The 12,981-nt window shown below is 65.6% G+C and carries 14 protein-coding genes; 5 read left to right on the top strand and 9 right to left on the bottom strand.

Annotation, left to right across the window (positions count from 1 at the left end; all coding sequences use genetic code 11):
• The 3 genes from GJ631_RS09680 to GJ631_RS09670 all read left to right on the top strand — a co-directional run.
• A partial coding sequence (locus tag GJ631_RS09680) for a M20 family metallopeptidase (RefSeq protein WP_156708952.1) occupies positions 1-737 on the top strand: 737 nt, incomplete at its 5' end.
• Positions 738-798: 61 nt separating this feature from the next.
• Positions 799-996 (top strand): hypothetical protein, encoded by a 198-nt coding sequence (locus GJ631_RS09675; protein ID WP_156708951.1) that lies wholly within the window; start codon positions 799-801, stop codon positions 994-996.
• Positions 997-1,057: 61 nt separating this feature from the next.
• A complete protein-coding gene (locus tag GJ631_RS09670; protein WP_156708950.1) occupies positions 1,058-2,557 on the top strand; it encodes a carboxypeptidase M32 in 1,500 nt (499 codons plus the stop codon).
• Here GJ631_RS09670 and GJ631_RS09665 read toward each other — a convergent pair whose 3' ends face one another.
• From GJ631_RS09665 to GJ631_RS09650, 4 genes are all read right to left on the bottom strand, one after another.
• Positions 2,558-2,968: an RDD family protein gene (locus GJ631_RS09665; RefSeq protein WP_156708949.1), complete on the bottom strand. Its 411-nt coding sequence runs from the start codon at positions 2,966-2,968 to the stop codon at positions 2,558-2,560. It abuts the gene before it with no gap.
• A gap of 81 nt (positions 2,969-3,049) precedes the next feature.
• On the bottom strand, positions 3,050-4,477 hold the full coding sequence (locus GJ631_RS09660; protein WP_156708948.1) for a hypothetical protein: 1,428 nt from the start codon (positions 4,475-4,477) through the stop codon (positions 3,050-3,052).
• Complete coding sequence (locus GJ631_RS09655; protein ID WP_156708947.1) at positions 4,474-5,217, bottom strand: ABC transporter ATP-binding protein; 744 nt, start codon at positions 5,215-5,217, stop codon at positions 4,474-4,476. Before GJ631_RS09655 ends, GJ631_RS09660 begins: the two co-directional genes overlap by 4 nt.
• A 68-nt stretch (positions 5,218-5,285) precedes the next feature.
• A complete protein-coding gene (locus tag GJ631_RS09650) occupies positions 5,286-5,792 on the bottom strand; it encodes a hypothetical protein (protein ID WP_156708946.1) in 507 nt (168 codons plus the stop codon).
• 125 nt (positions 5,793-5,917) lie between these two features.
• Between GJ631_RS09650 and GJ631_RS09645 the strand changes: the two genes are divergently transcribed.
• Positions 5,918-6,826, top strand: a complete 909-nt coding sequence (locus GJ631_RS09645; RefSeq protein WP_156708945.1) for an oxidoreductase — start codon at positions 5,918-5,920, stop codon at positions 6,824-6,826.
• On the opposite strand, the gene GJ631_RS09640 is transcribed toward GJ631_RS09645, so the two are convergent.
• Positions 6,817-9,312 carry a hypothetical protein gene (locus tag GJ631_RS09640; protein WP_156708944.1) on the bottom strand — a complete coding sequence of 832 codons (2,496 nt, stop codon included), beginning with the start codon at positions 9,310-9,312 and terminating at the stop codon, positions 6,817-6,819. The genes GJ631_RS09645 and GJ631_RS09640 overlap by 10 nt on opposite strands.
• Before the next feature lie 158 nt (positions 9,313-9,470).
• Here GJ631_RS09640 and GJ631_RS09635 point away from each other — a divergent pair, with 158 nt between their 5' ends.
• Positions 9,471-9,917 carry a peroxiredoxin gene (locus tag GJ631_RS09635; protein WP_156708943.1) on the top strand — a complete coding sequence of 149 codons (447 nt, stop codon included), beginning with the start codon at positions 9,471-9,473 and terminating at the stop codon, positions 9,915-9,917.
• On the opposite strand, the gene GJ631_RS09630 is transcribed toward GJ631_RS09635, so the two are convergent.
• The 4 genes from GJ631_RS09630 to GJ631_RS18560 form a co-directional block, all read right to left on the bottom strand.
• The gene (locus GJ631_RS09630; RefSeq protein ID WP_156708942.1) at positions 9,914-10,546 is read right to left on the bottom strand and encodes a DsbA family protein; all 633 of its coding nucleotides are present in this window, start codon (positions 10,544-10,546) and stop codon (positions 9,914-9,916) included. The genes GJ631_RS09635 and GJ631_RS09630 overlap by 4 nt on opposite strands.
• A gap of 58 nt (positions 10,547-10,604) precedes the next feature.
• On the bottom strand, positions 10,605-11,696 hold the full coding sequence (locus tag GJ631_RS09625) for a sulfite exporter TauE/SafE family protein (protein ID WP_370518625.1): 1,092 nt from the start codon (positions 11,694-11,696) through the stop codon (positions 10,605-10,607).
• A 120-nt stretch (positions 11,697-11,816) separates the two neighbouring features.
• A complete protein-coding gene (corA, locus tag GJ631_RS09620; protein WP_370518624.1) occupies positions 11,817-12,797 on the bottom strand; it encodes a magnesium/cobalt transporter CorA in 981 nt (326 codons plus the stop codon).
• Entirely contained in the window at positions 12,794-12,964 is a 171-nt protein-coding gene (locus GJ631_RS18560) for a hypothetical protein (RefSeq protein ID WP_197424962.1), read from the bottom strand. Before GJ631_RS18560 ends, corA begins: the two co-directional genes overlap by 4 nt.
• Positions 12,965-12,981 lie beyond the last annotated feature (17 nt).

Raw genomic sequence — 12,981 nt, 5'->3', positions numbered from 1 at the left:
GCGAACTCGTCTTCGCCTCCTTCGTCGGGGAGGAGGCGGGCGGTGTCGGCTGTCGGGCGGCCATCGAGGAGGGGTTCGCCCCCGACTACGCCGTCGTCGGCGAGGGGTCGACCGGCTACTCCGCCACCGGAGTAACGGACGTGGCCGTCGCCCACAAGGGTCGTCGCGGGTCGACGATTACCGCGTCGGGAACCGCCGCCCACGCCAGCGAAGCCGAGGCAGGCGAGAACGCCATCTACCGCGCCACCGACGCCGTCGACGTGGTTCGACGCCTCGACGCACCCGAAACCGAGGTGTTGGGCCACCGTCTGGAGGGCAGCGTCGTCGTCACCGAAATCGACGGCGGCAGCGCGTGGAACGTCGTCCCCGAGCGCTGTTCCGTCACCGTCGACGAGCGAACCGTTCCCGGCGAGCGCGCTTCCCTCGGTGACGTGGAATCAATCGACGGCGTCTCCTGGGCCGTCGAGCAGGACCTCCCGCCGATGGCCTGCGACGACGCCGACTTCGCCGAGGCGGTTCTCGATGCCGCCGACGCCGCCCAATCGGAGTCGCCCCAACAGGTGGTCAAACCCCACGCCACCGACGCCGGCTGGCTCGCCGGGGCGGGTACCACCTGCGTCGTCTGTGGGGCTGCGGAACCCGGAGAGGCCCACACCGCCGACGAGAGCGTCTCGCTGGCCGTCGTCGAGCGGTGTGCCGAGGTGTACCGTCGCGTCGCGGAGATGACGCTCGAATAGTCGCTCCCGCCGCGTGAGAACTCGCGACAGGCTCTTTTTGGCATGTGTCGTATCCTCACGTATGGCACTCAGATTGCTCTTCGCCGTCCTCGGATTGCTCGAAGCGGCGTTTCCGAAACCGCTCGTCGACTTCTGGATGAACCTCGCAACCAAGGACGACGACGTGGAACTCCGGCCGTGGGTGTACACCGCGGCGCGAATCGAGGGCGTTCTCATCCTCCTGTACGTGTTGTCTGGTCGGCGAAAAGCCGACGAGTGACCGACTGACCGCCTCGTCCGGTATCCGTGGGTTCTTGGCTTCGGGGGTCGCAGTATTTGCCATGGCGACGGACCAATCGAGCGTCCCCGAGGCCTACGACGACCTGCTGGCCGACTACCAGCGGGCGACGTACCTCGGCGACGCGAACATGGTGCTGAGTTGGGACCAGGAAGTGATGATGCCGGAGGGCGGGACACCAGCCCGCTCGAAGCAGCGCGGCGCGATATCGGCGGTCGCCCACGACATCCTCGTCGACGACGACGTGGCTGAAAACCTCGATGACCTCGAAGACGCCGACCTCCCCGCCGAGGAAGCCGCTGTCGTCCGCGAGATTCGACGACAACACGAGCGGAAGGCACGCGTCCCGACCGACCTCGTCACCGAAATCAGCGAGGCGACGAGCGATGCCCACCCCGTCTGGCAGGAAGCCAAGGCCGAAGACGACTGGGACACCTTCGCGCCGACCGTCGAGCGCCTGCTCGACCTCAAACGCGAGTACGCCGAACACATCGACCCCGACGCGGACCCCTACGAGGTGCTGTTCGCGGACTACGAACCGTACATCGACCTCGACACCGCCGAACGGGTCCTCGAGAACCTCCGTGAGCGCCTCGTCCCGCTCATCGACGAGATTCGCGACTCCAACGTCGACCTCTACAGCGTCGACGGCACCTTCCCCGAAGACGAGCAGATGGACCTCGCTCGTGAGGCCCTCGAGACGCTCGGCTACGACTTCGAACACGGCCGCATCGACACCGCACCACACCCCTTCTCTTCGGGAACGCAGTTCGACGCCCGCGTCACCACCCGATTCGACGAGTCCGACCCGCTGGACTCCCTTGGCTCGACCATCCACGAGTTCGGCCACGCCACCTACACCCAGGGCCTCCGACAGGACGCCTACGGCTCGCCGCTCGGCGAACACCGCGGACTGACCGTCCACGAGTCCCAATCGCGGCTCTGGGAGAACCACGTCGGCCGAACCGAACCGTTCTGGGAGCTGTTCGTCCCGCAGTTCAACGACCAGTACGGCACCGACCTCACCGCCCGGCAGGCCTACGAGGCCGCAAACCAGGTGTACGAGGACAATCTCATCCGCGTCGAGGCCGACGAACTCACCTACCACCTCCACATCATCCTCCGGTTCGAAATCGAACGCGACCTGCTGGCCGGCGACCTCGACGTCGAGGAGGTCCCCGCCGTCTGGAACGACAAGATGGAGGAGTACCTCGGCGTCCGCCCCGACGCCGACGGCGAGGGCTGCCTACAGGACATCCACTGGAGTCACGGCTCCTTCGGTTACTTCCCGACCTACTCGCTGGGGAGTGTCCTGGCAGCACAACTGTACGACGCCGCCGCCTCCGACATCGGCGACCTCGACTCGCAGGTCCGCGCCGGCGAGTTCGATGCGCTCCACCAGTGGCTCACCGACAACGTCCACAGCCACGGTCAGCGCTACACCACCGACGACCTCATCGAGGAGGCCACCGGCGAATCCTTCACCGCCGACTACTTCCTCGAGTACGCGGAATCGAAGTTCGGCGACCTCTACGAACTGTAATCACTCCCTGGAAACGACGACCGTTCCCGAGAGGAGGTCGCCGACCCGTTGATTCTTGTTTGTGAACAGGATTACGAGCAGTCCAAACAGGTATCCTCCCGCTCCGTCGATGATTCGCAACAGGTTACGCAGCACGGCCTGTTCGAGAGACGGAACTCGACCGTCCGAACGAAGGACGATTATCCCGAGTAGTTGCTTTCCCAGCGTCCGACCGTACAGCCACTCCGGAACGATGTAGTACGAAAAATATCCCACAAGGATTATAGATACGAAGACAGCCTCGGATTGGGTTCCGACGCCCAAAATTGCTGCAATCGTTGCGACCAGAGGAATCATCACCAGAAGGTCGATTACTGCGGCAATGATGCGTTCGAAGAGTATCCCCGAATGCCGTTCTTTTGTCTCTTCCATAGAACTGTAATTTAATCCAATATATTAGGTTTTTACCACTTCCTCATTCACTGCTCCCAAGCCGCCGATACAGGCTGTAGGTCAGTCCGTTCCGTCCAGCGCCCGCCCTTCCCACCTCGTTCCGGCCCGCCGATACAGGCCGAGTCCCGCGAGTCCGGACAGCGACGCGTAGCCGACGCTTCCGAGCGCGAGACCGGTCGGATACAGCGTGAAGGCGATGGCGGCGACCACCAGCGGGATGAGAACGACCATCATCGCCAGCGTGAACCCGGCGAAGACGGGCGTGTCGAACAGCAACTCTGTCGGTTCGAGACCGGCGACGTACGCCGTCACGCCGAAGACGTACAGACACAGCGGCGCGAAAACCGCGATGCCGACGGCCATCGTCCCGGTGCCGAAGACGACCGCACCCAATCCGAGAAAGGCAAGCCCCGAGGGCAACGCGAGCAGACAGAAGCCGAGCAGTTTCGCTCGGAACACCGCCGACAGCGAGACGGGATGCCGGAGGTAAAAGGCCGTGTCGTCGAACTGACAGAGCCAGTTGTAGGTCGTGAACGACCCCAGCGCGAGGACGGCGGCGATGGTGAGTCCCGGTTCCGGTCGGACCGGCACCACGTCGGGCAGGAAGGCGAGCAGCACGGCCAGCACGGCGAAGACCAGCCCCTGCGAGAAGACGACCTTCCAGAGGCCGCCCGAGGAGCGCACCACGTCGAGTAGCGACTTTGCGAGCAGACCCTGTTCGTCGGCGCCCCCCAGTTTCCGGTGGAGCCACCCGAATCGGTTGGCAGCGGTCCGGGAGGGGGTCCGGCGGTCGAACCGGAAGGCGACGACGCCGACGACGCCGAGGAAGACGGGCAAAAGCAGACTCCCGGCGACGGTCAGCGGCCGGATGTCGGCTAGTAGACCGTACGGGGTCACCGCGAGCACGCGGGACCCATCGAGGAGGAGCGCCGCGACGACGGCGACGACCAAAGCGATGGAGGCCGTCCGCGAGCGCGTGTGGATGCCGACGAGTGCGAAACTCGCGGCGACGCTCAGCGCGAACATGCCGACGCTCGTGAGGAACAACAGCGGCAGGCGGGCGGCAGGTACGTCGGCCATCACGACCAGCGGCACCAAACCGACGGTCAGCGGCAACAGGAAGAGGACGGCGTAGTATGCCACGTCCTTCACCAGGAATGCGACGAGCAGTTTCTTCGGTTCGACGGGCAGGGTCCGCGCCGAGAACAGCAACAGCGTCGTCTCGCCCAGCAGGTCTTCGAGGGCGTCTCGACCGACCAAACCGACGGTGCCGACCTGCAGGCCGAGCGTCGCGACGACGAGATGGAGGCCGGCGATGAGCAGGCCAGTGTCGGCGTTGGCGAGGGCGAAGAAGGCGGCCGTGCCGGCGGCGACCGCGGCGACGAAGACGGGGAACATCGCGAAGCGCTTCCCGCCGAACATCCGGCCGTGGAGTCGCCACTCCTCCAGTGCCATCACACGGAGCAGATAGGTAGTCGACAGCGTCATGGCGTGCGTTGCAGTTCCGCCTCCCCTACGTCCTCTTCGACCGACGCGAAGAACTGGTCGAGCAGTGCGTCGCCGTCTATCCCGCCGGGTCGGAGCTCCTCGAGCAGGCGACCGCGGTTCAGGATGCCGACCTGCGTACACACCTCGGCGGCCGTCTCGACGAAGTGCGTCGACAGGAACAGCGTGTTGCCGGCGTCGCGGTAGGTCTCGAAGAAGCGCTTGACCCGCTCCTGCATGATAGGGTCTAAGTTCGTCAGCGGTTCGTCGATGAAGACGACCCGGGGTTCGTGGAGGAACGCCTGCGTGATGAGCACCTTCTGTCGTTCGCCCTGCGAGAGGTCGGTACACAGCGTGTCGAGTTTGTGGGCGAACTCCAGTCGCTCCGCCCAGCGGTCGACCCGCTCGGTCAGCGTCGCCTCCTCGATGTCGCGAGTGGCCGCGGCGAACTCGAAGTACTCCCGGACGGTCAGAAACGACGGCGGTCGGCCGCTTTCGGGGAGGATACCGACGTGTCGCCGCGCTTCGACTGGCGTCTCGACGGGGTCGACACCCGCGACGCGGGCCTCACCGTCATCGGGGACGAGTTGGCCCGTCAGAATGTTGATGGTCGTCGATTTGCCGGCGCCGTTAGGACCGAGAAAGCCGTAGCACTCGCCGTCGTCGACGGTCAGCGACAGCGAATCCAGCGCCACCACGTCGCCGTATCGTTTCGACAACTCGCGCGTCCGAATGGCAGCCATTCGTGGCGACTTCGACGCGAGGGGGCCTATACCCTGCGGCGGTTCAGTTCGGTGAGTCGGCCGATGCGCTACTGCGGGCCGTTGGCGTGTTCGGGTGTGTTTCCGTCACCTTCGCCGTTCTCGCTTGGGTGGGATTCGTCGTCGCTCGGCTCGTCGCCGTCCTCGGTGGTGTCACCTTGGGAGGCCTCGACTGGACAGGGGTTCTCCGCGGACGGTTCGAGGCCGAGTTCACAGGTGAAGCCGACTGTCGCCGACTCGTTGCCGGCCGTCACGACGAAGGTGTCGCCGAAGGCGGAGGACCGCTCGTCGAGGCTGTCGTCGTTGAAGCCGTCGTACTCGACGCTCGTCGGGCCGGCGTCGAGCTCGCCGCCCTTATCGCAGTCGTGGTCGGTCACCGCACCGGTACAGACGACGCTCCCGTCGCCGCCCTCGCCGTCTGCGTCAACGCCGATGTTCACGTCAATCGTCGTTTCCTCGGTCGGGTCCTCCGCGGCGGCGCCGACGCCGACGAAGGCGACGGCTGCGAGACACAACACCGCGGTCAAAAGCAGTACTCGTGTCCGGTTCGGTCGCATGGGATGCCATGGCTTTTCCCCACAGATTTGCGTTCTGCCGCCGATGTACGGTTGTATAAATATTCAACCGAGTTCTCGTTGAACGATGACCGAACACGTATGCCGCTCCCGCCGGTTCGACCAGTATGTCGAACTGGACGCGCGAGGATATGCCGGAGTTGTCCGGTCGAACCGTCGTCGTAACGGGAGCCAACAGCGGCCTCGGCCTCGAAGCCACCCGCGCCTTCGCCCGAAAAGGTGCTCACGTCGTGATGGCCTGTCGGAACGTCGAATCGGCTGAGGACGCACGCGAGGAGATTCGCGAGGAGGTCCCTGGTGCGTCGCTGACCGTCGAGGCACTCGACCTCGCGGACCTCGATTCGGTTCGGGCATTCGCCGAGACGGCCATCGACCTCGGGCGCATCGACGTCCTCTGCAACAACGCGGGCGTGATGGCGATTCCGCGTAGCGAGACGGCCGACGGTTTCGAGACACAGTTCGGCGTCAACCACCTCGGCCACTTCGCGCTGACCGGCCTGTTGCTCGATTCCCTCCGGGCGGCGCCCGACCCACGGGTCGTCACCCAGTCCAGCGGCATCCACACCAACGGCCGCATCGACTTCGAGGACCTCCACGGCACCGACGACTACGATAAGTGGGGCGCCTACGCCCAGAGCAAACTCGCGAACCTGCTCTTCGCCTACGAACTCGACCGCCGCTACGACGAACTGACGAGCGTCGGTTGTCACCCCGGCTACGCGGCGACGAACCTCCAGCGCCGCGGCCCCGAACAGGAGGGGTCCCGTCTCAAGCTCGCGGCGATGGCAGTCGCAAACCGCATCTTCGCCCAATCCGCCGAAGCGGGCGCCCTGCCCATGCTGTATGCCGCGACCGCCGAGGATGTCGAGGGCGGCGACTACGTCGGTCCCGGTGGCCTCATGAACATGCGCGGTGCCCCCGAGACCCAACGCTCCAGCAAGCGTTCCTACGACGAGGACACCGCCGAACGGCTGTGGTCGGTCTCCGAGGAACTGACTGGTGTCAGTTACGACTGACTCGGGGCGTTTCGCTCCTGAAGCGCCTCGATGACGCCGCCCAGCGAATCCGCGTCGAACTCGAGCCCCTCCGGCGGCCAGGCCTCCAGCGCCGCCAGGTAGAACAGGCTCTGCTCCCAGACGTGGGGCTGTGAGACGGCGGAGACGATTTCCCGTTCGCCGTCGTCGTTCTCCTCGGCCATCCACACCTCACCGAGGACGTGTGTCCCCTCGGTGGCGTGTTCGGTCGCGACCCACCGGAGCCCATCCCGAACGTCGTCGATACTGCCCGGTCCCTCGGTCCGTCGGGCCTTCGCCAACGCGAGCAGCCCCTTCGACTCGTAGAGCCCTCCGTCGCGTTCGCCCGCTTCGGGCTCGGCGAAGGTGGTCTCCAGTTCCGCCCATTCCCGGTCGAGGGTGTTCTCGATACGCGGATGGTCGAGCGTTCCGTCTCCCGACCCGACCTCCGGACGGTAGCCGACGGGCCACACCGTCTCGGCGAAGGTGAATCCGGCTTTCGCGCCGTAGCCGGTGGCCTCGTCGTAACACTCCGCCTCGATGCCCTCGGCGAGTTCGTTCCGGCGGACCGTCCACCGGGTCCGGTCTTCGCCTCGACCGAGCGCATCGGCGGCCTTCCGCGCGCTGTCGAGGCCCAGCCAGACGGTGAGGGCGCCGACGGCGGTCTGTTGTGGCATCGGCCGGTCGTCCTCCCAGGCCGGACAGTGGAGGCCGGTTTCGGGGTCCGCACAGTCGACGAGGTAGTCGGCGGCCCGCTTGATGGCCGGGTACACCTCCCGGAGGTATTCCTCGTCGCCGGTGGCGTCGTAGTGGTCCCACAGCGTCCAGATGCCGTAGCCGGTCTCGTCGATTTCGTACGGTATCGGCCCGCCGGGGACGCCGTCGGCGTAGTAGTTCATCGCCCAGTTCCCGGGCGGCACCAAATCGGGGAGTTCGGGGTCGGTTGCCGACTGCTGGTTTTCCACGTAGAAGCGATTGTGCTTCTCGACCCAGTCGTGGCGGCCGATGGCCTCCAAGACGTGATTGAAGTACGCGCCGTCGCGGGGCCAGTCCTCGCCGTACGGCGATTGCGTGGCGATGGAGGCGACGATGGTGCCCGACTCGGGGTCGTACGTCGTCGCCAGCGTCACGAGCGCCCGCCGACACAGCGCGAGGACGTCCTCGTCGTCGGTGTCGGGCAACGGCGCCTCCGCCAACACGGTTTCGAGCCACTCCCGTTTGCGCTCTCGAATCGCCGCCGGGTCGCGCTCTCTGGCCGACCCGAGGCGTTCGCCGACGGCCGCGGCGTCGTCGCCGGCGGCGAAGTACAGCGTCGCCGTCGCTTCCCCGTCCTCGAACGAGAGGAGGCGGGAGAGCGCGCCCGTCGTCTGTCCGAAATAGCTGTCGTTGCCGGCCAACTCGACGGATTCGTTCGCGTCGAGGTAGGCGTCTCGCGCGACGACGTTGCCGTACGTCGCTTCCCGGAGGCTACCGACGGCGCCGGTCAGCGGGCCGCTTTCGGGCACCTCCTCTAGCCCCTCGAACACCGCGCTCCCGGCATCGAGGGCGACCTCGTCGGGCGTCGAGGCGGATTCGAAGGCATCGCCGCCGACCTGGTGGTCGGTGCTCGGTTCCCGAAAGCCCATGCCGATGGCGACGCTTGCTTGCTCGCCCGTCGAGACGTCGACGCCCGATTTGGCGTGGACGATGGCGTCGATAGCGCGGTCGTAGGCCGCGAAGTCGGCGTTGCCCTCCTCCAGACACGCATCGGTCACCGGGAAAAACGGGAGTTTCGAGACGTTCAACGAGAGGTTCTCGAAGGCGACGAGTCGCGCCTTCTCGACCGGTGAGTCGTCGTCACGTTCGACGGTCACGTCCCGAACCAACACGTCATCGTCGGCGTCGACGACATCCTCGACGGTGACTGTCAATCCGAGACGGTCCGAGCGGTGTTCGGTCACGACGACGTCGGTCAGGCTCTCGGGGTGGCGTTGGGTGGTCTCCCACTCACGGAGCCACGTCGTCTCGGTTTCGTCGTCGGTCTCGACCGCGAGGCCGAGAAACGCACCTTCGTTCGGTGCGACCCCGTAGTGGTCGGCGCTTCGGTCCTTGGCGAAGTACTTCGCGTGGTCGTAGTAGGAGGGGTTCGGCCACTTACAGACCGTCATCGTCCCGCGGTCGTTGAACGCGACGGCCAATCCGCCGTTTGCGGTCTGGGCGTTCACGTCCGTCGGGCCGTAGATTTCGCGGTCGGCGTTCGGGTAGACGCACTGCTCGATTCCGGGGAACGTCTCGACGTTCCGTCGGAGGTCCTCGCTGAACTCGTCCTGATAATCGAGGACGTACCGCGGCCCCCGTGCTGCTTGTGTGTCCGCTCGCCGTAGCGCGTCGCTCGTCGACCCGCTCGTCCCTACCACGGTTCCGGCGCCAGTCAGACCCACACCGGCCCCCGCTGCCGCCGCCCGTAGAAGCGCCCGTCGGTGGATGCTCGTTCGTTCGTCGTCTCCCATACCGTCTCACGCGTACTGTTCGACCAATGTGTTACGCCGTCTATGTGTGGAGAGTTATATGGGAGAAGTCGAACTGGGTTCATAGTTTCTTTCTTGGCGGGACGAGATGCCGCGTCCGCGACCCGAACGCGTTTACCGACGGCCCTCGAACGGCCGCTATGCTCGACCCCGGCGATTCGGCACCGGCAGTCAGCGCACCGAACCAACGCGGCGAGTCGGTCTCTCCCGACTTCGAGGAGCCGACGGTGGTGTACTTCTACCCGAAGGACTTCACCGGCGGCTGTACCATCGAAGCCAACGACTTTCAGGACGCCCTCCCGGAGTTCCGCGACTCCGGCATCGCCGTCTACGGCGTCTCGATGGACGACGTCGATACCCACGCCGACTTCGCCGACGAGGAGGGCATCGACTTCGAGTTGCTCGCCGACACCGACGGCGCGGTCGCCGAGGCGTTCGGCCTCGACACTTCCGAGGGCTATACGGACCGACTGACGTTCGTCCTCGCCGGCGGCGAGGTCGTCGCCGTCTACGACCCCGAGATGGCCGACCCCTCCGGGCACGCCCGCGAAGTGCTGACCGAGACGCGCGAGAAATACGTCAGTTAGGCGCCTTCGACGAGTCGCTTCAGTTGCTCCGGCGGCACTGCACCGCGGGCCGCGTGGCCGCCTGCGACGAACGTCGGCACGCCCGTGATGCCGCGCTGTTGGGCGGCCTCGAAGGCGGATTCCAGTTCTTCGGCGCTGGCCTCGTCGTCGAGGACCGATTCGACGTAGTCGGCCGGCAGTCCCGCTTCGGTGGCGATGTCTTCGAGCACATTGTCATCGCCGATGTCACGGCCCTCTTCCCACAGTGCATCGAAGACGCCGCGGTGGAACGCCTCGAAGGCCTCGGGGTGGGCCTCGCGGGCGCGGAGGGCGACCCGCTGGGCGTCGTAGGAGTCGACGTCCTTGACGAGCTCCTGTGTCATCTCGGCGCCGTAGCGGTCGGCGAGTCGACGGACGTTCTTTTTGGCCTCCTCGAAGTACGAATCGTCCTTTCCGTCGTCGACGGAGTGGTCGATGGTGCCGTCGGGGCGGCGCTTGCTGGCGCGCAAATCGAAGGGGTGCCAGTCGGTTTCGAGTGGTTCCTCGCGTTCCTCAAGGTACTGGTCGAAGGAGGTGTAGCCGAGATAGCAGAACGGACAGACGTAGTCGGCGTACACTGTGACGGCTTCCGTGGGCTGGGTTTCGCTCATGGGAGGACTGGGCGTTCCACGGACAAAAGCCCGGGCCTCGCGGCGGGAGCGGCCGCGGCTACAGCACTGCCTGCCCGACGAGAACGAACAGCGCGGTTGCGATGACGGCGAAGATGAACGCGACGAAGCGCTTCAGCGTGTCCGTATCGAGGGCGGCGGCGACGTAGGGCGCGATTTGGCCGCCGAGCACCGTCGCCGGAACAGTGAAGACGACCATGTTCCACGGCGTCAACGCGAGGTTCATGTTGTGGCCGCCGACCAACCCACCGCCGAAGACGTGGGTCAGCGACGCGATGATTGCCGTCGTCGCGACAACGATGTGGTTGGTGCCGATGGCGACGCGGACCGGAATCGACGACCGAAGCATCGAGACGATACCGATTTCGCCGATACCGAAGCCGGCCAACCCCTGAAAGACGCCACCGAAGCCGTAGACCCCGAACCGTTCGAGGTAGCCGCCGCGGTCGTAGCGGTAGTCGTTGCCGTCGCGGTCGACGCGGGTGACGTGGCCCTCGTCGCTGGTGGTGACGCCCGCGGGGCCGAGTTTCGCCGCGTCGTTCGGGAGCGTGCCGGTTGTGCCGCCGTCGGCGGCCGTCTCGTGGCCGGCGTCAGCGCCCGGCTCCTCGTGGCCGACGTCGGCCTTGAACAGGATGTACGACGACAGTATCAGAAGCACTGCCAGAAGGAACTGGAACAGCGCTTCGGGGATGAAAAACGACAGGAAGGCACCGCCGACGACGAGCGGCAGCGCGCCGGCGACGAGTGAGGCGGCGAGTCGTCGGTCGACCAATCCGTACGAAATGAACGCTAGGGCGGAACTGGAGAGCCCGAACGACTCGCTGATGAGGCCGACCTTGACGATGGTTTCGGCGTCCAACGGGTAGGCGAACACCGGGAAGATGAAGATGAGAAACGGCACGAACAGCGCCGCACCGCTGATGCCGACGGTGTTGACGATGGTAGCACCCAGAAGGAAAAACGGGAACAGCCACCAGTACTCGAGCCAGTAGTCGGCCCCCGGATTCGCGGTTTCTGTCGGCGCCATCGTGAAGACGAACGCGACGAACACGACCGGCGCGAGGAACACGAGGACGTGTTGATACTTCAGAAATCGCTTGACAACTGAATCTTGGGACAACGAGCGGGTCACTGGAGTTGGCGACGGTGGGGGACATGAGTATAAAAAAGCGGCGTTATAATTCGACTCCCGTGTTGCGGTTTGACGTACGAACTCTCCTGAAAAATTAGGAGGAATACGCTCGCCGCGAACTCAGACGTAGCCGCGCTCGCGGAACGCCCACACCATCACGAGGCCGACCAGCGCCATGCCGAGCATCACCGCGGGATAGCCGAACGTCCAGCCCAACTCCGGCATGTTGTAGGGGCCGCCACTGAAGTTCATCCCGTAGACACCGGCGATGAACGTCAGCGGGAGGAAGACCGTCGCGATGACCGTCAGCACCTTCATCACCTCGTTGCTGGACTGTGAGAGAGTGTTAAGGTAGATATCGCGGGCGCCGGAGACGAGGTCGCGGTAGGTCTCGACGAGGTCGACGACGTGGACGAGGTGGTCGTAGACGTCCCGAAAGTACTTCTCAGTCGCCTCGTCGACGTAGTCGGGGTCGCCGCGGGCCAGCACCGACAGCGCCTCCCGGGTCGGCCACGCCAGTTTCCGAAACGACAGCAGGTCCCGTCGGACCGTGTTGATTGCCTCCAGTACCTCGATATCCGTCGTCGTAAGCACCTCCTCCTCGATGGCCTCGATGCCGTCGCCGATGCGGTCCAAGAGCGTGAAGTACTCGTCGATGACGACGTCGATGATTCGGTAGGCGGTGAAGTCGGGGCCGCGCTGGAGGAGGCGTTCGTCGCCTCGGACGACGGCGTTCCACACCCGACCGATGGGGTCGTCGTCACGGGGCGCCAGCGTGAGTACCCAGTCGGTGCCGAAGAACACCCCGACGGGGTCCTCGCGAATCTCCTCTTCGAACGTCGTCTCCCCGCGGGTCAACTCCGCGGTTTTGACGAGGACGAACGTGTACGCCGCGAACTCCTCGGTTTTCGGCCGCACCTCGTTGACCACGTCGCCGATGGCGAGGCGATGGATGTCGAAGGCGTCGGCGACGGCCGAAATTTCGTCGTCGTCGGCCTCGTGGACTCGCACCCACGTCGTCCCCTCGGCGGCTTTCGCCGCCGCGAGGTCGTCGTACTCCTCGATGCCCGCCTCGCTGTAGACGACGGCGCTGACGGTCACTGCGTCCCTCCCGCTGCCGAGGGGGGTCGGACTACCAGCAGCGTAACTCCAACCATCAGCGCCGTCAGCGCGAACGACCGACCCGGATAGGGGGTGGCGATACCGACGACGTACCCCGCCACCCCGACGACCACGAGCAGCGGTCCGAGGGTCGCGAGTGAATCCATATCACGCCCCTCTCGGC

Origin of the sequence: Natronomonas sp. CBA1123 (assembly GCF_009741925.1) — an archaeon.
Classification (GTDB): domain Archaea; phylum Halobacteriota; class Halobacteria; order Halobacteriales; family Haloarculaceae; genus Natronomonas.
Note: the sequence above shows the minus strand (reverse complement) of the source record. Positions and strands in the feature narration are given on the sequence as shown.